A 22,715-nucleotide genomic window follows, 5' to 3' on the forward strand; every position below is an offset into this window, starting at 1 on the left:
CGAGTGAGACATCGGATCGACGTCACGGTCGCGGGAACCGTCCCCGCCCGGGACCGGCCGGGGAACAGGTGTGCTCACCGTCGAGTACCAGCGAGGAGAACGCATGTCGTCAACAGTCCTCACCCGCACCCTGACCGCCGTGTTCGGCGCGGCGCTCGCGGTGTCCGTCTTCACTCCCCCAGCGGCCGGCGACCCGCCGGACACCGCACCCGGACAAGCCGAACCGCAGGGCTGGGAGCTGGCCGAACAGATCCGCAAGGAGGTCAAGCCCCCGAACATCCCGCAGCGTCCGTTCGATATCACCGACTACGGCGCCGACCCCACCGGCGAAAAGGACAGTACGGAGGCCATCGCCGAGGCGATCGACGCCGCGGTCGACAAGGGCGGCGGCAAGGTCGTCGTCCCGGCAGGCGAGTTCCACACCGGCGCGATCCACCTCGACAGCAACATCGAACTGCACATCAGCGACGGAGCGACGGTCCGGTTCAGCCAGGATCCGGCCGACTACCTCCCCGCGGTCAAAACGCGCTGGGAAGGGGTCGAACTGTACAACTACTCGCCGTTCATCTACGCCCACGGCGCGGAGAACGTCGCCATCACGGGCGGCGGCACCCTGGACGGCCAGGCCGACGACGAGCACTGGTGGCCGTGGAAGGAGGAGCCGAACGGCGACGGCGGGGTCATCGAGACCGAGCACCGTGACCAGCTGTTCCAGTGGGCCGCCGACGGCGTACCGGTCGAGCAGCGCCGGTTCGAGGACAGCAAGTTGCGTCCGAACTTCGTGCAGTTCTACGAGAGCGAGAACATCCTCGTCGAGGACGTCACCCTCACCAACTCTCCGATGTGGATGATCCACCCGGTCCTGTCGGAGAACGTCACCGTCGACAATGTGACGCTCGACAGTCCCGTCGGCCCCAACAGTGACGGCGTGAACCCCGAGTCCAGCAAGAACGTCGTCATCAAGAACTCCAGCTTCGACAACGGCGACGACTGCATCGCCATCAAGTCGGGACGCAACGAGGACGGCCGCAGGATCGGCGTGCCCAGCCAGAACATCGTCATCCACGACAACACGATGGCCGACGGGCACGGCGGCGTGACCATCGGCAGCGAAATGTCCGGAGACGTCTACAACGTCTTCGCCGAGAACAACGTCATGGACAGCGAGAACCTGGACCGCGCACTGCGCATCAAGACGAACTCCGTGCGCGGCGGCACCGTCGAACAGGTCTACTTCCGTGACAACGACATACCGCAGATCGGCGGCGAGGTCATCCGGATCAACTTCCAGTACGAGGAAGGCGACGCCGGCGAGCACACGCCGACGGTGCGCGACATCCGCATCGAGAACGTCCACAGCACCGGCGGCGAGTTCGGCCTCTACCTCCGCGGCTACGAACAGTCACCCATCAGCGACGTCACCATCCGGGACTCGACCTTCTCCGACGTCGACACCCCGATGGAACTCGAACACGTCGACAACCTCCACCTCGACAACGTCGACATCAACGACCGCCACTACGACGAGGTCATCGACGCAGGCCCACTGAGCTGACCGTAGCCGACCGGATCATCCTCGGCGGGCACGCCGCACGTCGTCCTGTTCGGACTCCCGCGGTGCGGGATCCGGGGACGCCGTGGCGGTGTGCCCGTCGGTCAGCACGGCGAACGCGTGTGCCCGGTGCTCGGCGAACAGGTGCGTCGCCCGGTCGGTGTCGCCCGCGCGCAGTGCGGCCGCGAGCTCGCGGTGTTCGGCGGGCAGATGCGTGACGTCCGCGTCGAGGCCGACGCGGGTCAGCAGGAACAGGTGCGCCTGCGAGCGGATCGCGTCCCACGCCTCGCGCAGCCGCTGGTGCCCGGCCGCCCGGTACACGGCGTCGTGGAAGGCGATGTCCGCACGCACCATCGCGTGGGCGTCGGCGGCGCGGCCCATGGCCTCCGCGGCTGTGTCGATCTCGGCGAGACCGTGCTCGTCGGCCCGGTCGGCGACCAGGCGCACGGCCAGTCCTTCCAGCGCGCCGCGCAGACTGTCCAGTTCCACGACGTCGTCGGGTGTCAGTTCGACGACGCACGCGCCGCGGTGCCAGGCCGTCCGCACCAGGCCTTCCCGTTCCAGGCGCAGTAGCGCCTCGCGGACAGGCCCGCGGCTGACCTCCAGCGCCCGCGAGAGCTCGACCTCCCGCAGCTGCGCACCGGGCGGGTACGTGCCGTCGAAGATCGCCTCGCGCACCGAGTCCGCGACCTCGTCGGCGAGCCCTCGTCGACGAGCCGGTGTGACGGTCCGCTCGGACATCCGCACCTCCTCTTGTCGCAATGTTAACATGCAGACAAGCCGGCACGTCCTCGCGGACAGCCGTTCGGACACGGCGGGTTCGCAGGCTGTGCCGGCCCACCAGGGTGCCGTGCACGCGCGGCACCGCATCGCATGCCCGTACCCGCCCGCCGGCCGCACCCAGGAGGCTCCCGTGACCGTCCTCGACTCCCCCATCCCGCGCTTCCACCTGGCCATGCCGGTCGACGACCTCGATGCCGCGCGGCACTTCTACGGCGACGTGCTCGGGCTCGAACAGGGCCGCAGCTCGGACACCTGGATCGACTGGAATCTCCACGGCCACCAGTTCGTCACGCACCTCGCGCCTGCCCGCCAGGAGGGCGTGCACAACCCGGTCGACGGGCACGACGTGCCGGTGCCCCACTTCGGCCTGCTCCTGACCGTCGAGGAGTTCCACACGCTCGCCGACCGGCTGCGCGCCGCGGAGACGACGTTCGTCATCGAGCCGTACCTGCGGTTCGAAGGCCTGCCCGGTGAGCAGTGGACGATGTTCCTGCGCGACCCGGCGGGCAACGCGCTCGAATTCAAGGCGTTCGCCGACGACGACCAAGTTTTCGCGGTCTGACACCCGACTGCGTGCGCCGAGGCGCCCTACCCTGCGGCCGGCCGGCACCGGCGAACCATCGGGGCGCCCGCACGCGATGCGGCCACGCCCGCCCGGGCCGGCGGGCACGTCCCACCCGCCGGCCCGGTCCGGTGCGCCGTCACTGCCCCTGGAGACCGCCGAAGGCCTCGTCCATGAGCTGCTTGTTCTGGTTCGCCCACTGCCGGGCCGCCTGGAGCTCCTGACCCGATCCGGCCTCCTGAATGGCGTTCTCGAGGTCACCGAGCTGCGTGTCGGTCAACGAGAAGTTCTTGATGACGCCGGCCAGGTCCGGGAAGTCCTGCCCGAACCCTTCCCGGCCGATCATGTGCAGCTTCTCCGCCTCGCCCATCGAACCCTTCGGATCCTCGAGGTCCTTCAGGTCGTAGCGGGAGTAGGCCCAGTGCGGGTGCCACAGCGTCACGACGATCGGTTCCTGGTTGCGGATCGCCCTGTCCAATGCGGACAGCATCGCCGTCGTCGACGACTTCTGCAGCGTCATCGCCGACCCCAGGCCGTAGTCCGGAATCATCTTCGTCTCCACCAGGCGGGTCTCCCCCGCACCCGGTTCGATACCCGTGATGGTGCCGTTGAACCGGTCCGCGTTCTGCTTCAGGTCGGCGATCGAGTCGACGCCCTGAACGTACTGCGGCACCGCGATGTTCAACGTTGCCTGGTCGTACCAGACCCCGAGGTCCTCGACCCGGTCGCGATACTGCTCCCAGTAGTCCGAGTGCGTGGTGGGCAGCCAGGCGTCCTGGAACAGGTCGATCTCGCCCTGGGCGACCGCCTGCCACGTGGGCGCGACGTCGAGCTGGCGCAGCTCCACGTTGTACCCGCGCTCGTCGAGCTCGGCCTTGAACAGGTTGGCCAGCGCGATGTTCTCGTCCCACGCGATGTAGCCGATGGCGAGGTCGTTGCCGCCGCCCTCACCGCCTCCGCCGTCGTCACCGCCGCCACCACAGGCGCCGGTGACCATGGCCAGCAGCGCGGCCAGCACCGCAGGCAACGCGCGTGACGTTGTCCTTCTCATCCGTCCGTCCTCCTTTCACCGAGGGCCCGCGCCCGTGCTCACGCCGCTCCCGCGAGCCTGCGTGCGCGACTGACCGCGGATTTCGCGGACAACGACGCGGTGATGCGGTCGAGATAGATGGCGAGGATCACGACGCTCACGCCGTACTCGAATCCCGCGCCGAGCTGCAGCCGGGTCGTGGCCTCGAAGACGTCGGCCCCGAGCCCCGGGGTGCCGACCATGCCGGCGATGACGACCATCGACAGCGACAGCATGATGATCTGGTTGACGCCCGCCATGATCGACGGCATGGCCAGGGGAATCTGGATTCCCGTCAGGATGCGGGTGGGGGACGACCCGAACGCCTCCCCCGCTTCGACCATCTCGCGGTCGACCTGCCGAATTCCCAGTTCGGTGAGCCGCACCCCCGGCGCGAGCGCGAACATGACCGTCGCCACGATGCCCGGGCCGACGCCGATGCCGAAGAAGATCACCGCGGGGATCAGGTAGATGAACTGCGGCACGGTCTGCAGGAAGTCCATGACCGGCTTGATCATCCTGCTCGCCGTGTCGCTGCGGGCGCCGAGGATGCCCAGCGGCACCGCGACGATCACCGCCACGACCCCGGCCAGCAGCACGAGCGAGAGCGTCTGCATCGCGCTGTCGTACGAGTCCAAGCCGTCCAGCAGCACGAACCCGAGCAGCGCCGCGATCCCGAACTTCCACCCGCGCAGCCAGAACGCGAGCAGTGCGAACACGACGATCATCACCCACGTCGGCGGCCACGTCAGCAACTCGGCCAGCGCGGTGACCGCCGAGTCGAGCCCCTCGGAGATCGCGGTGAAGACGTCCCCGAAGTTGTCCTGCAACCACTGGACCAGGTCGGCGAACCGCTCGCCGAGGGGAATCCTCGGCACCTCCCAGTCCGCGACCGCCACGGCGCGCATCAGTGGCCCTCCCCTTCGGTGCGGTCGGGGGCGCGTTCCACTTCGCCTAGCGCCGCGAGCAGCGCCGATGGGTGCACGACTCCGATCAGCGTGCCGTGTTCGTCGACCACGGCCAGCGGCAGCGGTCCCGACGCCGCGGTGAACAGGTCGCTGACGGCGGTGTCGCCCCGAACCCGCGACACCGGCCGCTGCACGGCGTCCACGGCCGGTCTCCGGTGCCGGACCGCCTCACGAGCGTCGGACTGCTGCACCGCGCCCACCGGCGCGCCCGCCGCGTCGACCACCAGCACCGCCGTCAACCGGTGCTCGTCCATCATCCGCAGCGCCTCGTCCGGGGACGCCGACGACGACACCGTGTGCAGCGGCTTGTCCATCACCGACCGCGCCGTCAGGACCCGCGCCCGATCCACGTCCCGCACGAACTCGCACACGTAGTCGTCGGCGGGCTCGGTCAGGATCGCCTCGGCGGTGCCGATCTGCACGATCCGGCCGCTCCGCATCACCGCGATCCGGTCACCCAGCCGCATCGCCTCGTTGAGGTCGTGCGTGATGAACACGATCGTCTTGCCCAACTGCTGCTGCAGAGCGAGCAGCTGGTCCTGCATCTCCCGCCGGATCAGCGGGTCGAGAGCGCTGAACGCCTCGTCCATCAACAGGACGTCGGTGTCGGCCGCGAGCGCCCGCGCCAGCCCCACTCGTTGTTGCATCCCACCGGAGAGCTGTTCGGGCAGCCGGTCCTCCCAGCCGTCGAGTCCGACCAACGACAGTGCCTGCTGTGCCCGATCGAGCCGTTCCCGTTTCCCCAGTCCCTGGATCTGCAATCCGTATGCGGCGTTCTGCAGCACGCTCCGGTGCGGAAACAGTGCGAAATGCTGGAACACCATGCTCATGTGCCGCTTGCGCATGTCGCGAATCTGCCGCGCCGACATTGCCGTGAGCTCGGCGTCGTCCAGCTGGACCCGGCCGTGGGTCACGGGAAGGATACCGTTCAGCATCCGGAGCAACGTCGATTTACCCGACCCGGACAGTCCCATGACGACGAAGATCTCGCCGGAACGCACGTCGAACGACACGTCCACGACGGCCGCGGTGGTGCCCGGCACGGTCGACTCCGTGCCGTCGTCCCCGCTCAGCAGGGCGCGGACCGCCTCGTCGGCACGGCGGCCGAACACCTTGTAGAGGTTTTCCACCTGGATAGAAGGCACCTCGGTCCACCCTTCTGGCGGCAGCAAGGAAAACCGAGTTCCAGGGTAGTCCGAATTCCGACGAAAAGAGCGGGTGAACTACTCGTCGACACCCGACGGAAACAATCCGTGACCACGTCGAAGAATGGACGGAATATAAAAGGTGGAAAATCACGTGGATTCTCCCGTGACGGTTCGGCGATAGATCACGCGACCGTCCGGGAAAGCCCTCGCCGCACGCCCGGAGTGCGGCGAGAAGCTGTCCGCGTGCGCGCTCCGCGGACGAGGAGCGCGCACGCGGACGGCGAGCCTCAGGCGCTGTAGCCCTTCGGCGGAATCAACGAGGCGAACTGGTCGAAGGTCAGCCAGTACATCTGGTAGCCACTGAACGACGCGGGATCGGCGATCTGCACCGTCCCGTAGTAGTCGTCGTAGCCGACCACGGTGAAGTAGTGATAGATCGTCTGGTTCGGCGGATACCCCGGCGGCTGGTTCCCCGGCGGGGCCACGATGTTGGCCACGATCGCCTGGCCGGCGTTGATGTTGGTGACGACGTCGTTCCAGAGCCGGTTCTTCTGCACCTGCGTCGGCGGATCGTTGGGCATCTCCGTGGTCCGGTAGCCGCCGACCCAGTAGTTCATCACGGACGTGACCTGGCTGATGTGGTCCGTACCACCGGTGTGGGTGCCCAGCTGTGCCGCCAGGTCCGCCTGGCTCCGGTACACGCCCTGCGCCGACAACGCGATCCGTGTCGCGGCGGGCCCGCACCAGTAGGACGTCTGCTGCACCTGGTAATCGATGTCGAGCGTGACCTCGCCCGCCTGCGCGGCCAGCCACGGTGATGTCGACTGCTGCTGCACCGACGCCGTTTCGACGGCGGCCACCTGCACGGGTACCGCTGCGGACAACCCGAGCGCGACCACCGCCGCGCCCGCGGTGACCGCCACCTTCCGCATCTTCATCCGACGACTCCCATCTCGTCCGAACATCCGCCGAAAAGAGTCCTTTTCGCCCGTTTCGGCCGCGGCAGAATAGGGGTGGAAAGTTGCCGGCAACACCCGCAGAAGTGACGAAAGAAGCCTCCGGCGGGCGAGAATCCTCCGGTAAAAACGTCCCCCGAACGTCCGAATCCGGCGAACCCTGGTCGCGACCGGAGAACTCTCCACCTCCGAAAATCTCCGCAGGCGGCGAGAAATGACGCCGTACGGGCCAGGTGAACTCGTCCACTCGGAGCAATCCACGCGGCGATGCTCTCGCATCACATTCCCGTAACGGCCTGTTCATCGACCCGCAGACGTTCGTCGGTTATTTCATTTTGCTCTTTCGTGTGAAAGTGAGCGCCGCCCTGTGTGACGACTGCAGAATCGAGGTCCCGCGATGCGGACACGTATCACCCGATGGACGGTGGGAGCCCTGTCGGCTTTCGCTGTCACCGCGGGCATGCTCGCACCGGTTCCGGCGGCGGCGGACGTGCCCGCCGGCTACTACGACGCCGCCCAAGGCCTGACCGGCGACGAGCTGAAGAGCGCGCTCAACGACATCATCAGAGACAGCACGCAGCTGTCGTACGACGAGGTCTGGGACGCGCTCAAGGCGAGCGACGAAGACCCGAACAACCCGAACAACGTCGTCCTGCTCTACAGCGGCGAATCGCGGAGCAAGGACGCCAACGGTGGTGGCAGCGGCGACTGGAACCGGGAACACGTCTGGGCCAAGTCGCACGGCGACTTCGGCACCTCCGGTCCCGGCGCCGACGCCCATCACCTGCGCCCGACGGATGTGCGAGTCAACAGCATCCGTGGCAACAAGGACTTCGACAACGGCGGCGGCGAGGTCGACGGTGCGCCCGGCAACTTCACCGACGACGACTCGTACGAGCCGCGTGACGAGGTCAAGGGCGACGTCGCCCGCATGATCTTCTACATGGCGGTGCGCTACGAGGGAGAGGACAGCGCCCCCGACCTGGAGCTCAACGATCAGGTGAACAACGGCTCGCAGCCACTGATGGGCCGCAGTTCGGTGCTGCTCGACTGGCACGCCGCCGACCCGGTGAGCGACAGGGAACGCACGCGCAACGACGTCATCTACGAGCAGTTCCAGAACAACCGGAACCCGTTCATCGACCATCCCGAGTGGGCGGGCGAGATCTTCGGCGACGGTTCCACCCCCGCGCCGGAACCGGAGCCCGAGCCCGAGCCGGAACCGGAGCCCGAGCCGGAGCCCGGCTGCGGCGAGGCGACGGACCTGGAGACCGTCGGCCTGTCGTCACTGCCCGCGGACGCCCGGTCCACCATCGAGGAGGTCCGCAGCGGCCGGACCGGCCAGACCTACGAGAACCGGGAGGGCGTCCTGCCCGACTGCGAGTACGGCTACTACCAGCTGTTCCACGTGGGCTATTCGGACCGCGTGATCGCAGGCGACGGCGGCGAGTTCTACTACACGCCGGACTACTACAACACGTTCCAGGCCGTCGATCTCGACTCCTGACGGACCGAACGCGCATCAGGGCCGGTGCCCGCCTCCGCGCGGGCACCGGCCCGTGGTCGTTCCGTTCCGGTGGCGCGGTCCGTGGTTATCGCGTGTGGCCGACGAGGCGCAGGGCGAACGTGCTGTACTGCCAGACCACCGCGTCCTCGGTGAGTTCGCCGTCCTCCCGGTACCACGCCGACACTCCCATTCCGAGGTCGAGCACGGCGTAGGAGGCGAGTCGCACCGAGTCGACGTGGAAGACCCCGGCCGCCACGCCGTCGGCCACGAGCTCCCGGAAGCCGTGTTCGTACTCGGCACGCAACGCGAGCACGCGGGCGCGATGAGGGTCGACGAGGCTGCGGATCTCCCGGTTGCCGACGAACGCCTCGAGCCGGTGCCGCGCGTGGTAGCGCACGTGCGCCTCGGTCGCCCTGCGCAGTCGTTGCGCCGGGTCGTCGGAGCTCGCCACGGCGGTGCGGTATCCCGCCGACAGCGCCTCCATCGTCGTGGTCATGATGCGCGCCAGTAGGTCCTGTTTGGACTCGACGTGCTTGTACAGACTGGGTCCGCGCATGCCGACGGCGGCCCCGATGTCGGCCATCGTCGTGGCGCGGAAGCCCTGCCGGGTGAACAACTCGAGGGCGGCCGCGCGGATGTCCTCGAACCGGTCCACGGCCCCTCCTCGATCCGATCCGGTCTGCACGGCTAACCGATCATAGCCGTACGGGCAAGTGTGCACCCCAATACCGACGACTGTTTGCCCGCGAACCACCGCGACGTCTACAGTTCCGGCTAACATCCATTAGCCGAGCCGGGAGTCGCCGATGGCCGTCGACCTCAGTCCCACTCCCGACGTCGCCGACCTGGTCGAACGCACGACGAGGTTCGTACGCGACGTCGTGATCCCGCTGGAGGAGCAGCACGACGGCGTCGCCCGCAGCGAGGACCTGCGCACCGAACTGCAACGGGCCGCCAAGGACGCCGGGGTGTTCGCCCCGCACGTGTCGCCCGAGTACGGCGGTCACGGCCTGGACATGCGCGGACGCGCCGCCGTGTTCGAGGCGGCCGGGTACTCGCTGTTCGGCCCGCTCGCGCTCAACATCGCGGCGCCCGACGAGGGCAACATGCACATGCTCGAGGCGATCGCCACCGACGAGCAGAAGGAGCGCTACCTGCGCCCGCTGGCCACCGGCGAGGTGCGGTCGTGCTTCGCGATGACCGAGCCCGCTCCGGGCGCAGGGTCCGACCCGAACGCGCTCGCCACGGTCGCCGAACGCGAGGAGGGCGGCTGGCGCATCAACGGCCGCAAGTGGTTCATCACCGGCGCCGACGGCGCGGCCTACGCGATCTGCATGGCGCGGACGTCCGGTACCGACAGCGGGGCGGGCGCCACCATGTTCCTCGTGGACGCCGACAACCCCGGCATGCGGCTCGTGCGCCACATCGACACGCTCGACGAAAGCCTCTACGGCGGGCACCTGGAGGTGCTGTTCGAGGACTGCCGAGTGCCCGACGACGCGGTGCTCGGCGAGGTCGACGAAGGATTCCGGTACGCCCAGGTGCGCCTCGGTCCCGCCCGCATGACGCACTGCATGCGCTGGCTCGGCATCGCACGGCGGTCGCAGGACATCGCGGTGGCACGGGCGGCCGAGCGCGAGGCGTTCGGTTCCCGGCTCGGCGAACTCGGCATGGTGCAGCAGATGATCGCCGACAACGAGATCGACATCGCCGCCTCGCGCGGGCTCATCACACAGGCGTGCTGGGAGCTCGACCAGCGGCGGTCGGCGGCACAGTCGACCTCGATGGCGAAGACGTTCTGCGCCGAGGCGATCTGGCGGGTCGTGGACCGGTCGCTGCAGATCTGCGGCTCGCTCGGCGTGTCCGGCGACGTGCTGTTGAGCCGGTTCCTGCGTGAGGTCCGGCCGTTCCGGATCTACGACGGTCCCTCGGAGACGCACCGATGGTCCATCGCGCGGCGGGTGCTGCGCCGCCATGACAAGGAGGCGCGCCGATGACCACGACGCAGAACGCCGGGCCGGGATCGTCGCCCGACGGTCTCGACCTGCCCGCACTCACCGACTTCTTCTCCGCACACGTCCCCGGCTTCGGCGGCGCGCTGGAGGCCGAGTTGATCGCGGGCGGCAAGTCGAACCTCACGTTCCTGCTGACCGACGGCACGCACCGCTGGGTGCTGCGCAGGCCTCCGCTCGGCAACCTCACCCCGTCGGCGCACGACATGCTGCGCGAATACCGCGTCGTCGCCGCCCTGTCCGGGACCGACGTGCCCGTCGCACCGGCGGTGGCCTACGACGACACGGTGCTGGACGTGCCGTTCGCGCTCGTCGAGTACGTCGACGGGCCCGTGCTGCGCACCGAACGGCAGCTGCACGAACTGCCGGACGCCGACATCGAACGCTGCGGCTACGCACTCGTCGACGTGCTGGCCTCACTGCACTCCGTCGACCCGGAGGCGGTGGGGCTGGGCGACTTCGGCAAGCCGGCCGGTTACCTCCAGCGGCAGGTGCGCCGGTGGTACGACCAGTGGCAGCGCGTGCGGACCCGGGACCTGCCCGACATCGACGCGCTGCGCACCCGGCTGGCGGAGCTGTGCCCGCCCGAGAGCGGGGCGTCGATCGTGCACGGCGACTACCGCATCGACAACACGATCCTCGACCCCGACGACCCCGGGCGGGTACGCGCGGTCGTGGACTGGGAGATGGCGACCCTGGGCGATCCCCTGGCCGACCTCGGCCTCCACCTCGTCTACGCCGACCCGTCGTTCGCCCCGGTGCTGTCCGGGTCGGCGGCCTCGACCAGCGAGAAACTGCCGTCGGCCGACACCGTGGCGCAACGCTACGCCGACGCGAGCGGACGCGACCTGAGCCGGTTCGAGTTCTACCTCGGGCTCGGGTATTTCAAGATCGCCGTGGTGGCCGAGGGCATCCACGCGCGGTATCGGCAGGGCATGACACGTGGTGAGGGATTCGACCACGTCGGAGAGGCCGTTGCGCCGCTCGCGGCGGGCGGACTGCGCGCATTGAAGGGAGACATCGCATGAGCGGCGTACTGGACCTGTTCCGGCTGGACGACAGGGTCGCCGTGGTGACGGGCGCGAGTTCCGGTCTCGGCGCGGGATTCGCCGTCGCCCTCGCGGAGGCGGGCGCCGACGTCGTCCTCGCCGCCCGGCGCGCCGACCGCCTCGCGGAGACCGCCGAGCGGGTACGCGCGACCGGAAGGCGCGCGCTCACCGTGGCCACCGACGTCGCCGACGCCACGAGTGTCGACGCGATGGCGGCCGCGGCGGTCGACGAGTTCGGCCGGATCGACGTGCTCATCAACAACGCGGGCGTCGGCACCGCCGTCCCGGCGCTCAAGGAGGACCCCGACGAGTTCCGCAGGGTCGTCGACATCAACCTCAACGGCGCCTACCTGGCCGCGCAGGCATGCGCGAAGCGCATGGAGTCCGGTTCGAGCATCGTCAACATCGCCAGCGTGCTCGGCCTGATCAAGTCGTTCGCCCCGCAGGCGTCCTACGCCGCCAGCAAGGCGGGCGTCATCGGGCTGACCCGTGACCTGTCCCAGCAGTGGTCCGGCCGCAAGGGCATCCGTGTCAACGCCATCGCCCCCGGCTACTTCGCCAGCGAGATGACGGCCGAGATCCCCGAGGACAAGCTGCTGCCGTTCGTGCAGCAGACCGCCACGCTCGGCAGGCTCGGCGTGCAGCGCGAGCTCGACACAGCCGTCGTCTTCCTCGCGGGCCCGGCCTCGTCGTACATCACGGGCTCCACCCTCGCCGTCGACGGCGGCATGTCGGGTCACTGACGACCCTGCACGAGAACGACCCGGTCAGGACACCGCGTGGTGCGCGTTGTCCGCGGCCGGGTCGGCCGCGGGTGGCAGGTCGCGGTCGATGTGGTCCGCGTGGAACAGCGCCTGCGCGAGCAGTCCGCGCACGTGGTTGTTGGCGGCGGAGTAGTAGACGAACGTGCCTTCGCGCCGCCCCGTGACCAGCCCGGCGAGCCGCAACTTCGCGAGGTGCTGACTCACCGCCGTCGGCGCGGCACCGGCGAGTTCGGCCAGGCACGCGACCGACGACTCGCCCTGCAGCAAGGCCCACAGCACCTTGATCCGCGTCGGGTCGGCGAGCAGCCGGAACGTCTCCGCGGCCAGGTCGACCTGCTCGTCGTTCGGCATGTCGAAGTCGGGCACGGAACTGTGCATGCCGCACACGCTACTGCATGTCGACTGCCTGCGCACTTGCTTATCTGCGTGAGTACGCAGATAGTGATGTCGTGACACCTCAGGACACACACGGCGATCACGGCGCCGACGATCACGAACGGCCGACCGGGCACGGGCACGGGCACGGGCACGGGCACGGGCACGGGCACGGGACAAGCGTCGCCGCCCGACTCCGTCACCTCGTGACCCCGCACAGCCACGACTCCGCCGACCGGGTCGACACCGCTCTCGAGACAAGCGCGAAAGGGCTGCGCGCACTCGCGTGGTCGTTCGCGGGGTTGCTGCTGACCGCCGTGGTGCAGCTCGGTCTCGTGCTGATCACCGGGTCGGTGGCACTGCTGAGCGACACCATTCACAACTTCGCCGACGCCCTCACCTCGATCCCCCTCGCGATCGCGTTCGTCCTGGGCAGGCGCGCGGCCTCACGCAGGTACACCTACGGCTTCGGCCGGGCCGAGGATCTCGCGGGCGTCGTCGTGGTCGTCCTCATCGCCGCGTCGGCGGCGCTCGCCGGATACGAGTCCGTGAGCAGGTTGTTCGACCCGCAGCCCATGTCCCACGCGTGGGTCGCGATGCTCGCGGGCGTCGCGGGGTTCACGGGCAACGAGCTGGTCGCGCGCTACCGGATCCGCGTCGGCCGGGAGATCGGTTCCGCCGCCCTCGTGGCCGACGGACTGCACGCCAGGACGGACGGGTTCACCTCGCTGGCCGTCGTCGCGGGTGCGCTCGGCAGCATGGTCGGGTTTCCGATCGCCGATCCGATCATCGGCCTGCTCATCACGGTCGCGATCCTCGCCGTGCTGCGCGGCGCCGCGCGCGAAGTGCTGGGCAGGCTCATGGACGCCGTCGAACCCGACGTCACCGAACGTGTGGAACAGGCCGCGGCCGCGGTCCCGGGTGTCGAGGCGGTCCGGCAGGTGCGGGTGCGCTGGCTGGGCCACAGTCTCCGCGCGGAACTCGACGTGGCCGTGGACGGCACACTCGACGTCACCTCGGCGCACGCGATATCCCACGAGGTCGAACGTGCGCTCACCGGCGCCGTGCCCCGGCTGACGGCGGCGACGGTGCACACCGAACCCGCGGCCGGTGCGGCCGAGGCGCACCGCTGAACCGGCACCCCGGCCACCCGTCTCCCCCTTCCGGGTGATACCACTGTGTCCGATCGAGGCCGTCCCGTGATCGAACCGTTGTGGCGTTTCTCAAAGCCGCTGGACCGCGTGCCGACGGGTACGCATCCTCGGTCCTCTCCCCGACCCGAGTGACGTGTTTCCCCCGACGCGTCCGACCGACACAATTGGAGACCCCGCATGAGTGCGCCCCACGCGCTCAGCCGGGCGGCGGCCGTGGCGCTGGCAACACTGGCGCTCGTCGTCGCCCCGACCAGCCCGGTCCACGGCCAGGAGTCCCCCGGCGACCTGGAGTCCGCGCGCAGCCAGCTGAGCGAGGCCCAGGCCGCACTGGCACAGACCTACCAGCGCTACACCGAGGCGAATCGCAAGCTCGAGCGTGCGCAGCAGGCCGCGAACCGGGCCCGCACGCGCGTCGAGGAAAGCCGCGGCGCGGCCGAGGACGCTGCCGCCCGCATCCACGGCCTGCGTGACGACGTCGACCGCTTCGCCTCCGCGAGTTTCCGGCAGGGCAGCGCGATCGGCTCGATCTCGGCCTACCTCGGCGCCGAGAGCACGACCGAGATGCTCGAACGCTCGTCGTTGCTGAACGCGATCAGTGACGACCAGCTCAGCGTCCTCGACCGGATGCGCGCCGCGCTCGAGAAGCGGCGCACCTCCCAGCGGCAGGCCACCGCCGCCCTGCGGGAGGCGTCACAGAACGAGCAGGCCGCGGAGACCGCGAAGACCGAGGCCCAGCGCGCGTTCAGCGCCGCGAAGGCCAAGAAGCAGGAGGCGCAGTCCGAGATCGACCGGCTGTCGGCCGCCACCGCACAGGTGGCCGCACCGGGAGGCGCGGCCAAGCCTGCCGAGGGCCAACTGACGTCGACCTACGGCGCCCGATGGGGCACCGTCCACTACGGGATCGACATCGCCAACAGCATCGGCACGCCGATCCACTCCACGCTGCCGGGCGAGGTGATCGACGCAGGACCGGCGAGCGGCTTCGGCATGTGGGTGCGTGTGCAGCACTCCGGCGGCCTGATCTCGGTGTACGGCCACATCAACGAGGCGACCGTGTCGGTGGGCCAGCAGGTCTCCGCGGGCGAGCAGATCGCCACGATGGGCAACGAGGGTCAGTCGACCGGCCCGCACCTGCACTTCGAGATCCACGAGAACGGCAACAAGATCGACCCGCTGCCGTGGTTGCGGAGCCGGGGCGTCGACATCTGACGCCGTCGGAACCCCACGGGACGCAGGCGAGGCCGCTCACCGGCGCCGGTGAGCGGCCTCGCCTGGCTCGCCTCGCTCAGCCTGCGAGTTCGCGCTCGATCGCGGCGACGATCTCGGGCGCCTCGGGGTCGGTGCGCGGGCGGAACCGCGCGAGCGGCGTCCCGTCCCCGCGGACGAGGAACTTCTCGAAGTTCCACTGGACGTCCCCGGCCTCGCCGTCGGCGTCGGCGAATGTGACCAGCTCGCGGTACAGCGGGTGGCGCTCCTCGCCGTTGACGTCGATCTTGGCGAACATCGGGAACGTGACGCCGTAGGTGGCCGAGCAGAACTCGGCGATCTCCTCCGGGGAACCGGGCTCCTGGCCCATGAACTGGTTGCACGGGAAGCCCGCCACAGAGAATCCCTGGTCGGCGTACTGTTCGTGCAATCGCTCGAGGCCCTTGTACTGCGGGGTCAGCCCGCACTTCGAGGCCACGTTGACGACGAGCAGCAGGCGCGCGTCGAGGCCGCCGAGAGTGGCCGGCTCACCGGCGAGGGTTCGGAGTTCGAGGTCTGTGAGGGTCATCGGCACGGCTCCAGCAGACTAGACGCAGGGGGACACGAACCGCCCGCGGCAGAGCACGCACCGGCGGGCGGCGCGGGCACTCTACCCGGCGTTGTCACCAGGTGAGCAGTTCGCGCGGAATGCCGTGCTCGGCCGCACCGCGGCCACCGACGACGGGCACCGAGGAGACGGCCGCGAGGACCGCACCGAGGCTGGGCAGCCAACGCCGACTCGCATCCGGGGCGACGAGCCACCGGGCGGCGCAGGCCTCCCTGCCGTCCGGGAGCGGGACGACGGATCCGGCGGGCAGCACGCGGACCCCGGCAGGCAGCGGCCGATGCGCCGTGCCGAAGTCGTCGGCCTCGGCGAGCAGGACGGTGACGCGTTCCCTCCGGGTCGGCAAGGCGAGGGCGGGACCGGCACAGTCGAGTTTCCGCAGGTCCGCGAGGACGGTGTCGGACAGCGCGCGCGGGACGACGACGGCCGCGACCCCGGACCCGGTGATCAGGCGCTGGCCACCGGCGTGCTGTTCGACGGGCCAGCCGTACGTGCCGCGGTAGTCGGGACGGGCGCCCTGGGACTCGTCCAGCTCGAGGGTCATCGCGGTCCTCCTGCGGTGCATCGTCGCTCCACGTGCACACCCACGCTAGTGGCACTGAGTGCCGTTAGCAAGGGGTTTTCTGCTACGTTTCCCGCCATGTCCGCCACCACGTCCTCGCCGTCGCCCCAGTCCGGGTCGTCCCGGTCCGGGTCGTCACAGTCCGGGACCGCACCGGCCGGACCGTCGGAGTCGGACTCCCCGCGGCCGCGCGCCGGTCGCACCGCCGCGGGCAGGCGCAAACTCCGGCGGACACTCACCCACGCCGCCATCGACCTGTTCCTGGCCCACGGCTACGACACGACGACCGTCGACGACATCGCGGCGGCCGCGGGCGTCGGCAGGCGCACCTTCTTCCGCTACTTCCGGTCGAAGGAAGATTCGATCTTCCCCAATCACGACGAGCTGCTGGCCGACATCGAACGCACCCTCGCCGAGTCCGATCCCGCGGCCGAGGCGCCGGTCGACGCGGTGTGCCGGGCCGTCCGGCTCGTGCTCGACGCCTACCTGGCCGACCCGGACGTCTCGCTCAAGCGCTACCGGCTCACCCGGACCGTGACGTCGTTGCGCGACAAGGAAGTCGCCAGTGTGGACCGCTATCAGCGCGTGTTCACCCGATTCCTGCGCGAGCGACTGCACGCCGCGGGCGATCCGGCCGCCGACATGCGCGCCCCCATCATCGCCGCAGCGGTGGCGGCCGCGCACAACCATGTGCTGCGCCAGTGGCTGCACAGCGGAGGGGAGGTCGACGCGCACCGCCTCGCCGACCGGGCGTTCGCGATGGTCCGGCAGGCGAATCCGCCCTACACGGTCACGACCGACGACGCCTCTGCCCGCAGCACCGCCGACACCGGCGACGCGGCACCGCAGGAGTCGTCCCCCTCGTCGCACACCCGAGAAGCGGCCACGACCGGCTCCTCGACGCCGGAGCAGTCCGGCACCGCGGAACCCGTGGTGGCCGTGCTCCACACGTCGGTGCCCGCCGACGAACTGGTCCGGCGGATCAACGCCGCCCTCTCCGACGACACGACGTCGGCACCGTGAGCCCACGTGCTGTGAACACGGATCGGGGCTAACGGCACCGCGTGCCGTTAGCCCCGATGTCGTCCGCCGGCTCCGACGCCGGCCCGTGTTCAGCCGTCGGTCAGCGCCCTCCGCGCCACGGGGAAGTCGAAGTAGGTGTCCGGGTACGGCTCGTCGTCGAGTGTGAAGTGCCACCATTCGGCCGGGTAGTTCGAGAAACCGCCACCGGCCATCAGATCCCGCAGCAGGTACCGGTTCTCGCGGGCCTGCTCGCCCACCCCGGACGACTCCGTCGCGGCGAGCTCGTCGAAGCAGTCGTACCCGGTGCCCATGTCGACCGAGTTGTCGCCGAACCGCTCCCCTTCGGGTGCGAAGCACGCGGTCAGCGGCTCGCCCGGCCGGTACGGACGCTGGGGCGACTCGGGCAGTGCGACCAGCGTCAGGTCGACGGTGCTGCCCCTGCTGTGCCCGGACCGTTCGGCGATGTAGCCCTCCGGGAACAACCGTGACTTGTCGATGCGCGGGTAGAACTCGTCGCGCATCCGGTCGTTGCCGTCCTGCCGGGCCCAGCGGACGAAGTCGTCGACCGAACGCTGCGGCCGGAAGCAGTCGTAGACCTTGAGGGTGTATCCCCGCGCCAGCGCCGCACGCTGCACCTCCCGCAGCGCTTCCGCGGTCTCACGGGTCAGCAGGCACAGCGGCTCGTGATAGCCGCGCACCGGCCTGCCGACGAAGTTGTGCGCCGTCACGTACCGGATGTCGTGCCGGATCGTCGGGTCGACATCACTCAGCGCGACGAACGACTCCGGTGCGCGATCGGGGCCACGGGTGTCGGCCGCACCCGCGGGCACACCGCTCAGCATCACGCCGCCCAGCAGGGCCGTCACCATCACGCCGACGACACCACGAGTTGCCCGTCGGGATTTTCGCCATCGAGTCAGCTTCATGCGCGTTTCCTAGCAGCGCACGCCGGGCCGGAGAAGGTCCGTCCGTGGGACACCGGCGTCCACTATGGACCATCCGAACGGTGGCGGGGTGATCGCCGCTGAGACACACGTCACCGGCCACAGGTGCCCTCGAAACCCGTTCGCGACCGATTCCGTCGGTGTGCCAATCTAGACTCACGCTCGCGTCCGGTGAATCCGTGTCGGACCGCCGGGAATCACGCCGCCCGGAGGTGCGTTGTCCGGGGGTGCGTTGTCCGGAAGTGCGTTCTCCCGGAGGGGCACCCGTCCGGGAGGACCGTGTCCGGAAGCGCGCTGTCCGGAAGCACGTTCGGCACCCACCGCACCGGGGCGCGTCGCCGCGCTCCGGACGCACCGAGCACTCACGTTCACGAGGGGGATGTATGACCGACACTGCCCAGACCGGCACCCAGGCGGAGGGGCTCGGGCAGCAGGATCGGGAGGCGGATCCCAAGGCGCGGTTGCTGATCGGCATGCTGGTCGCGTCCGCGTTCGTCATGATCCTCAACGAGACGATCCTGAGCGTGGCGCTGCGGCAGCTGAGCCAGGAGCTCGGCGTCGCGACGACGACCGCACAGTGGGTGACCAGCGGATTCCTGCTGACGATGGCCGTGGTCATCCCGACCACGGGGTTCCTGCTCGAACGCTTCACCCCGCGACAGGTCTTCCTCGCCTCGCTCACCTCGTTCAGCGCGGGCACGCTGCTGTCGGCGCTCGCGCCGGGTTTCCCCGTGCTGCTCGCGGGCCGGGTCGTGCAGGCCTGCGGCACGGCCGTGATGATCCCGCTGCTGATGACGTCGGTCATGCGGCTCATCCCGGAACACCGCCGCGGTTCGATGATGGGCACGATCGGCATCGTGATCGCGGTCGCGCCCGCGCTCGGGCCGACGATCGGCGGCGCGATCCTGTCGGGGCTCGGCTGGCGCTGGATGTTCTGGCTGGTGCTGCCCCTGGCGGTCGCGGCGCTGTTGATCGGCGCGCGCTGGCTGAAGCTGGACAGCGAGACGCGGAACGTGCCGCTGGACGTGCTCTCGGTGATCCTGTCCGCGCTCGGCTTCGGCGGCCTGCTCTACGGCCTGTCGTCGATCGGCGAGGGCGGCGGTCACGGCCCGCCGCCGTGGCTGCCGATCGGCGCCGGCCTCGCGGTGCTGTCGGTGTTCGTGTGGCGGCAGCTGAGGCTGCAGCGCCGTGACCGCGCGCTGCTCGATCTGCGGCCGTTCGAGTCACGGAACTTCGTCGTCTCGCTCACGCTCACCGGCCTGTTGTTCATGTGCCTGTTGGGCGTCGCCTCGATCCTCCTGCCGCTATACCTGCAGACGGTGCTCGACGCCTCGGCGTTCGAGAGCGGCCTGGCCGTGCTCCCCGGCGGCCTCGCGCTCGGCCTGCTGGGCAGGCCGGTCGGTTCGCTCTACGACCGCGTCGGCCCGCGTCCGCTGGTCATCCCCGGCACCGTCGCCATGGCCGCGGGGCTGTGGCTGTTCACGACGCTGGGCCCCGGCTCGGCGATCGAGACCGTCGTCATCTACCACGTGATCATGATGATCGGCCTGGCACTGATGATGACGCCGCTCATGACCCAGGCGCTCGGTTCGCTGAGCGAGCAGCTGAGCTCGCACGGCAGCGCCATCCTGGCCACGTTGCAACAGGTGGCGGGCGCGCTCGGCACGGCGGTGTTCGTGACCGTCGCCGCGGTCGCCAGCTCCGCCGAATCGGCGGGGCCCGACGCCGACGGCCTGCGCGTGTCGTTCATGGTCGCCGGCACCATCGGCCTCATCGCGATGGCGACCTCGCTGCTGCTGAGCAAGCACAAGTCGAGCTCGGCGACCGCGGGCCACGGCCACTGACGCCCGCTCCCCCGTCACGCCGTCTCGAACCCGTGGTATCCCGCGACGGCCACACCGTCACCGATCTGCTTGTACGTGCCCACTCCGCCGACGAACGGCATGAACACCCGCCGCTTGCCGGGAATGTTCGCGCCCATGTACCACGACGCGGCACGCGGCATCAGCGTCAGATCACCGACGTCGTTCGTGGTGTTCACCCAGTTGTCCTCGGCTTCCACGTCCGGCTCCATGCGGTGCTCGCCACGGGCACGCAGATACTCGAGCGCCCGCGTGACCCAGTCGACGTGGTACTCGATGGACGTCATCATGTTCGACAGCACCGACGGACTCTGCGGCCCAGTGATCATGAACAGGTTCGGGAACCCGGCCGCCATCAGCCCCAGATACGTGCGCGGGCCCGCCGCCCACTTCTCCGCGAGGGTGCCGTCGGTGCCGCGGACGTCCATCGCCGTGAGCGCGCCGGTCATCGCGTCGAACCCGGTCGCCATGATGATCACGTCGAACTCGTGCTCCACGTCGCCTGCGACGATGCCGCGTTCGGTCAGTCGCGAGATCGGCTCCTCCCCGAGGTCCACGAGCGACACGTTGTCCCGGTTGTAGACCTCGAAGTAGCCGGTGTCGACGCACATCCGCTTCGCGCCGATCGGATACGACCGCGGCGTCAACTTCTCGGCCGTCTCCGGATCGTGCACCTTCTCCCGGATGCGTTCCCGCACGTACTCGGCGAGCGCCTCGTTGGCGTCGACGTCGAAGAGCACGTCGCGGAACGACTGCGTGAAGCACAGGCCGCCGTCGGACCACCGGTCGTCGAGTTCGCGGCGGACGTCGCCCGCGGCCGTCTCGGCGAAGTACCCCGTCTCGCCCTCACGACAGTGGAAGCCGAGCCGGGAGAACCTGCTTTCGTCGCGGAAAGCCGGATAGCCGGGTTTGACGTCCTCGAGCCGCCGGCCGATCGGGCCGTTGTGCGCGGGCACCGCGTAGGACGGGGTGCGCTGGAAGACCGTGAGCGAGCCGACCACCGGGGCGATCGCCGTGATCGTCTGCAGTCCCGACGAGCCGGTGCCCACCACCGCGACCCGCTTCCCCTCGAGGTCGACGCCGTCGTGCGGCCAGTGGGAGGTCCAGTACAGCTCGCCCCCGAAGTCCTCCAGGCCCTCGACATCGGGGCGCGACGGCACCGACAGGCACCCGGTCGCGGCGATCACGAACCGCGCGGTGCGGGAACGGCCGTCATGGGTGCGCACCGTCCACCGCTCCGAGACGTCGTCCCACCGCATCGCCTCGACGCGCGTGCCGAACGTGATGTCGCGCCGCAGGTCGTGGCGGTCCGCGACGTGACGGATGTAGTCGAGGATCTCCGGCTGCGAGGCGTACCGCTCGCTCCAGTTCCACTCCTGTTCGAGGGCACGGTCGAACGAGTAGGAGTACTCGATCGACTCGATGTCGCACCGCGCCCCCGGATACCGGTTCCAGTACCACGTGCCGCCGACGTCGCCGCCCGCTTCGAGCACGCGCACGTCGTACCCGGCGTCACGGAGGCGGATCAGCTGGTACAGACCTGCGAACCCGGCGCCGATGACGATCACGTCGTGGTCGCCCCGGTCCTCTGTCATGGCGTGGCCCCCACCTTTCCCCGCTCGGTCCGCCGTTGGGCGACGAACTCGTTGATGTGGCGTGAGACGAGCCCGATCCCCTCCTCGTAACCGGGAAGGATGTCGGCCATCTGGAAGAACGCGTGCATCTGGTCGGGCGCCTCCTCGACCGCGACCGGGACGCCGGCGGCGGCGAGCGCACGGGCGTAGGCCACGCCCTCGTCGTGCAACGGGTCGTACCGTGCGACGTACACGAGCGCGGGCGGCAGTCCGCCGTGGTCGGCCGCGCGCAGCGGGGAGGCGTCCGGGGTCGTGCGTGCGGCCTCGTCGGGCAGGTAGTGGTCCCAGAACCACCGCATCGTCTCCCGATTGAGCAGCAACTGATTCTCCGGATCCACATAAGACGGAGTGTCGAAGTCGCAGTCCGTCACGGGGTAGACGAGCACCTGGTAGTCGATCGACGGCCCCGACCGGTCGCGCGCCCACAGCGTCATGACGGCCGCGATGTTGCCGCCCGCGCTGTCGCCGGCGACGATCAGTGGGGCACCGTCGCCGGCGAGGTCGGCCGTGTGCTCGGCGGCCCACGTCAGGCCTGCGTAGCTGTCGTCGATCGCGGCCGGGAACGGATGTTCCGGAGCCTTGCGGTAGTTGACCAGCACGACGGTCGACGACGTCAGGTTCGCCAACCTGCGGCCGACGTGGTCGTACTGCAGATCGATGTCACCGATCACCCAGCCGCCGCCGTGGAAGTACACGATGATCGACTGCGGCGTGCCGGCGGGCCGCAGTACCCGCATCCGGAACCGGCCGCCGTCACCGTCGGGGAGCTTGAGGTCGGTCACCTCGGCCACCTCGGGGCCGGGCCCGCTCATCCCGGCGAAGACGGGACCGCTCATGCGCGCGATCGCGGGAGTGGACTCGTGGATCGGTGGCGTTCCGGACTCGGCGAGCTGGGCCAGCAGCGCCTGGGACGGGCCGTCCAACGGCATGTCGAACCTCCTGGAATCACGTGGGGTCACGGACTGTCCACAGTGGTGGGAA

At 69.6% G+C, this 22,715-nt stretch carries 22 protein-coding genes and 1 pseudogene; 11 read left to right on the forward strand and 12 right to left on the reverse strand.

Annotation, left to right across the window (positions count from 1 at the left end; all coding sequences use genetic code 11):
- Positions 1–103: 103 nt before the first annotated feature.
- The gene (locus tag LY13_RS20825; RefSeq protein ID WP_253830296.1) at positions 104–1,555 is read left to right on the forward strand and encodes a glycoside hydrolase family 28 protein; all 1,452 of its coding nucleotides are present in this window, start codon (positions 104–106) and stop codon (positions 1,553–1,555) included.
- Positions 1,556–1,570: 15 nt separating this feature from the next.
- Here LY13_RS20825 and LY13_RS20830 read toward each other — a convergent pair whose 3' ends face one another.
- Positions 1,571–2,293: a GntR family transcriptional regulator gene (locus tag LY13_RS20830; RefSeq protein ID WP_253830297.1), complete on the reverse strand. Its 723-nt coding sequence runs from the start codon at positions 2,291–2,293 to the stop codon at positions 1,571–1,573.
- Positions 2,294–2,465: 172 nt separating this feature from the next.
- Here LY13_RS20830 and LY13_RS20835 point away from each other — a divergent pair, with 172 nt between their 5' ends.
- Positions 2,466–2,897, forward strand: coding sequence for a VOC family protein (locus LY13_RS20835; RefSeq protein WP_253830298.1), 432 nt, complete (start codon positions 2,466–2,468; stop codon positions 2,895–2,897).
- Between the two features lie 139 nt (positions 2,898–3,036).
- Here the strand turns inward: LY13_RS20835 and LY13_RS20840 are convergent, their stop codons facing one another.
- The 4 genes from LY13_RS20840 to LY13_RS20855 form a co-directional block, all read right to left on the reverse strand.
- On the reverse strand, positions 3,037–3,948 hold the full coding sequence (locus LY13_RS20840) for a glycine betaine ABC transporter substrate-binding protein (protein ID WP_253830299.1): 912 nt from the start codon (positions 3,946–3,948) through the stop codon (positions 3,037–3,039).
- A 38-nt stretch (positions 3,949–3,986) separates the two neighbouring features.
- Positions 3,987–4,874 (reverse strand): ABC transporter permease, encoded by an 888-nt coding sequence (locus LY13_RS20845; RefSeq protein ID WP_253830300.1) that lies wholly within the window; start codon positions 4,872–4,874, stop codon positions 3,987–3,989.
- Entirely contained in the window at positions 4,874–6,079 is a 1,206-nt protein-coding gene (locus LY13_RS20850) for a quaternary amine ABC transporter ATP-binding protein (RefSeq protein WP_253830301.1), read from the reverse strand. Before LY13_RS20850 ends, LY13_RS20845 begins: the two co-directional genes overlap by 1 nt.
- Positions 6,080–6,369: 290 nt before the next feature.
- A complete protein-coding gene (locus LY13_RS20855; RefSeq protein WP_372493868.1) occupies positions 6,370–7,014 on the reverse strand; it encodes a C39 family peptidase in 645 nt (214 codons plus the stop codon).
- A gap of 421 nt (positions 7,015–7,435) precedes the next feature.
- Here LY13_RS20855 and LY13_RS20860 point away from each other — a divergent pair.
- Positions 7,436–8,212, forward strand: a pseudogene (locus LY13_RS20860) (endonuclease I family protein); the annotation flags it as partial.
- 90 nt (positions 8,213–8,302) lie between these two features.
- Positions 8,303–8,545: a ribonuclease domain-containing protein gene (locus LY13_RS20865; RefSeq protein ID WP_372493869.1), complete on the forward strand. Its 243-nt coding sequence runs from the start codon at positions 8,303–8,305 to the stop codon at positions 8,543–8,545.
- Between the two features lie 85 nt (positions 8,546–8,630).
- Here LY13_RS20865 and LY13_RS20870 read toward each other — a convergent pair whose 3' ends face one another.
- Complete coding sequence (locus tag LY13_RS20870) at positions 8,631–9,200, reverse strand: TetR/AcrR family transcriptional regulator (protein WP_253830303.1); 570 nt, start codon at positions 9,198–9,200, stop codon at positions 8,631–8,633.
- 151 nt (positions 9,201–9,351) lie between these two features.
- Between LY13_RS20870 and LY13_RS20875 the strand changes: the two genes are divergently transcribed.
- The 3 genes from LY13_RS20875 to LY13_RS20885 are packed head-to-tail and all read left to right on the forward strand — an operon-like array spanning position 9,352 to position 12,349.
- On the forward strand, positions 9,352–10,542 hold the full coding sequence (locus LY13_RS20875; RefSeq protein WP_253830304.1) for an acyl-CoA dehydrogenase family protein: 1,191 nt from the start codon (positions 9,352–9,354) through the stop codon (positions 10,540–10,542).
- Positions 10,539–11,585: a phosphotransferase family protein gene (locus LY13_RS20880; protein ID WP_253830305.1), complete on the forward strand. Its 1,047-nt coding sequence runs from the start codon at positions 10,539–10,541 to the stop codon at positions 11,583–11,585. The genes LY13_RS20875 and LY13_RS20880 overlap by 4 nt, the downstream gene beginning before the upstream one ends.
- Positions 11,582–12,349 (forward strand): SDR family NAD(P)-dependent oxidoreductase, encoded by a 768-nt coding sequence (locus tag LY13_RS20885; protein ID WP_253830306.1) that lies wholly within the window; start codon positions 11,582–11,584, stop codon positions 12,347–12,349. The genes LY13_RS20880 and LY13_RS20885 overlap by 4 nt, the downstream gene beginning before the upstream one ends.
- 24 nt (positions 12,350–12,373) lie before the next feature.
- Here the strand turns inward: LY13_RS20885 and LY13_RS20890 are convergent, their stop codons facing one another.
- Positions 12,374–12,748, reverse strand: a complete 375-nt coding sequence (locus tag LY13_RS20890; protein WP_183653987.1) for an ArsR/SmtB family transcription factor — start codon at positions 12,746–12,748, stop codon at positions 12,374–12,376.
- A gap of 203 nt (positions 12,749–12,951) precedes the next feature.
- Here LY13_RS20890 and LY13_RS20895 point away from each other — a divergent pair, with 203 nt between their 5' ends.
- Positions 12,952–13,878, forward strand: coding sequence for a cation diffusion facilitator family transporter (locus LY13_RS20895; RefSeq protein ID WP_253830307.1), 927 nt, complete (start codon positions 12,952–12,954; stop codon positions 13,876–13,878).
- 198 nt (positions 13,879–14,076) lie between these two features.
- On the forward strand, positions 14,077–15,108 hold the full coding sequence (locus tag LY13_RS20900; protein WP_253830308.1) for a M23 family metallopeptidase: 1,032 nt from the start codon (positions 14,077–14,079) through the stop codon (positions 15,106–15,108).
- 76 nt (positions 15,109–15,184) lie between these two features.
- On the opposite strand, the gene LY13_RS20905 is transcribed toward LY13_RS20900, so the two are convergent.
- Together LY13_RS20905 and LY13_RS20910 are read right to left on the reverse strand one after the other, a co-directional pair.
- Positions 15,185–15,673, reverse strand: a complete 489-nt coding sequence (locus tag LY13_RS20905) for a glutathione peroxidase (protein WP_253830309.1) — start codon at positions 15,671–15,673, stop codon at positions 15,185–15,187.
- A 94-nt stretch (positions 15,674–15,767) separates the two neighbouring features.
- Positions 15,768–16,253, reverse strand: coding sequence for a hypothetical protein (locus tag LY13_RS20910; RefSeq protein WP_253830310.1), 486 nt, complete (start codon positions 16,251–16,253; stop codon positions 15,768–15,770).
- 96 nt (positions 16,254–16,349) lie between these two features.
- On the opposite strand from LY13_RS20910, the gene LY13_RS20915 reads away from it, so the two are divergent.
- Positions 16,350–17,294, forward strand: a complete 945-nt coding sequence (locus LY13_RS20915) for a TetR family transcriptional regulator (protein WP_253830311.1) — start codon at positions 16,350–16,352, stop codon at positions 17,292–17,294.
- Positions 17,295–17,383: 89 nt separating this feature from the next.
- On the opposite strand, the gene LY13_RS20920 is transcribed toward LY13_RS20915, so the two are convergent.
- Complete coding sequence (locus LY13_RS20920) at positions 17,384–18,163, reverse strand: M15 family metallopeptidase (RefSeq protein WP_253830349.1); 780 nt, start codon at positions 18,161–18,163, stop codon at positions 17,384–17,386.
- 458 nt (positions 18,164–18,621) lie between these two features.
- Here LY13_RS20920 and LY13_RS20925 point away from each other — a divergent pair, with 458 nt between their 5' ends.
- Positions 18,622–20,082, forward strand: coding sequence for an MDR family MFS transporter (locus LY13_RS20925; protein WP_253830312.1), 1,461 nt, complete (start codon positions 18,622–18,624; stop codon positions 20,080–20,082).
- 14 nt (positions 20,083–20,096) lie between these two features.
- On the opposite strand, the gene LY13_RS20930 is transcribed toward LY13_RS20925, so the two are convergent.
- Together LY13_RS20930 and LY13_RS20935 are read right to left on the reverse strand one after the other, a co-directional pair.
- Positions 20,097–21,695 (reverse strand): flavin-containing monooxygenase, encoded by a 1,599-nt coding sequence (locus LY13_RS20930; protein WP_253830313.1) that lies wholly within the window; start codon positions 21,693–21,695, stop codon positions 20,097–20,099.
- The gene (locus LY13_RS20935; RefSeq protein ID WP_253830314.1) at positions 21,692–22,663 is read right to left on the reverse strand and encodes an alpha/beta hydrolase; all 972 of its coding nucleotides are present in this window, start codon (positions 22,661–22,663) and stop codon (positions 21,692–21,694) included. Before LY13_RS20935 ends, LY13_RS20930 begins: the two co-directional genes overlap by 4 nt.
- Between the last annotated feature and the right edge of the window lie 52 nt (positions 22,664–22,715).

This window comes from Prauserella aidingensis (assembly GCF_024171865.1).
GTDB lineage: Bacteria > Actinomycetota > Actinomycetes > Mycobacteriales > Pseudonocardiaceae > Prauserella > Prauserella aidingensis.

What these genes read in the sequence shown, in the direction of transcription:
- LY13_RS20885 (WP_253830306.1), top strand. Translation starts at nt 11,582, where the DNA reads ATGAGCGGCGTACTGGACCTGTTCCGGCTGGACGACAGGGTCGCCGTG.
- LY13_RS20880 (WP_253830305.1), top strand. Translation starts at nt 10,539, where the DNA reads ATGACCACGACGCAGAACGCCGGGCCGGGATCGTCGCCCGACGGTCTC.
- LY13_RS20825 (WP_253830296.1), top strand. Translation starts at nt 104, where the DNA reads ATGTCGTCAACAGTCCTCACCCGCACCCTGACCGCCGTGTTCGGCGCG.
- LY13_RS20930 (WP_253830313.1), bottom strand. Translation starts at nt 21,695, where the DNA reads ATGACAGAGGACCGGGGCGACCACGACGTGATCGTCATCGGCGCCGGG.
- LY13_RS20875 (WP_253830304.1), top strand. Translation starts at nt 9,352, where the DNA reads ATGGCCGTCGACCTCAGTCCCACTCCCGACGTCGCCGACCTGGTCGAA.
- LY13_RS20830 (WP_253830297.1), bottom strand. Translation starts at nt 2,293, where the DNA reads ATGTCCGAGCGGACCGTCACACCGGCTCGTCGACGAGGGCTCGCCGAC.
- LY13_RS20925 (WP_253830312.1), top strand. Translation starts at nt 18,622, where the DNA reads ATGACCGACACTGCCCAGACCGGCACCCAGGCGGAGGGGCTCGGGCAG.
- LY13_RS20890 (WP_183653987.1), bottom strand. Translation starts at nt 12,748, where the DNA reads ATGCACAGTTCCGTGCCCGACTTCGACATGCCGAACGACGAGCAGGTC.
- LY13_RS20915 (WP_253830311.1), top strand. Translation starts at nt 16,350, where the DNA reads ATGTCCGCCACCACGTCCTCGCCGTCGCCCCAGTCCGGGTCGTCCCGG.
- LY13_RS20910 (WP_253830310.1), bottom strand. Translation starts at nt 16,253, where the DNA reads ATGACCCTCGAGCTGGACGAGTCCCAGGGCGCCCGTCCCGACTACCGC.
- LY13_RS20900 (WP_253830308.1), top strand. Translation starts at nt 14,077, where the DNA reads ATGAGTGCGCCCCACGCGCTCAGCCGGGCGGCGGCCGTGGCGCTGGCA.
- LY13_RS20840 (WP_253830299.1), bottom strand. Translation starts at nt 3,948, where the DNA reads ATGAGAAGGACAACGTCACGCGCGTTGCCTGCGGTGCTGGCCGCGCTG.
- LY13_RS20920 (WP_253830349.1), bottom strand. Translation starts at nt 18,163, where the DNA reads ATGGTGACGGCCCTGCTGGGCGGCGTGATGCTGAGCGGTGTGCCCGCG.
- LY13_RS20935 (WP_253830314.1), bottom strand. Translation starts at nt 22,663, where the DNA reads ATGCCGTTGGACGGCCCGTCCCAGGCGCTGCTGGCCCAGCTCGCCGAG.
- LY13_RS20905 (WP_253830309.1), bottom strand. Translation starts at nt 15,673, where the DNA reads ATGACCCTCACAGACCTCGAACTCCGAACCCTCGCCGGTGAGCCGGCC.
- LY13_RS20845 (WP_253830300.1), bottom strand. Translation starts at nt 4,874, where the DNA reads ATGCGCGCCGTGGCGGTCGCGGACTGGGAGGTGCCGAGGATTCCCCTC.
- LY13_RS20855 (WP_372493868.1), bottom strand. Translation starts at nt 7,014, where the DNA reads ATGCGGAAGGTGGCGGTCACCGCGGGCGCGGCGGTGGTCGCGCTCGGG.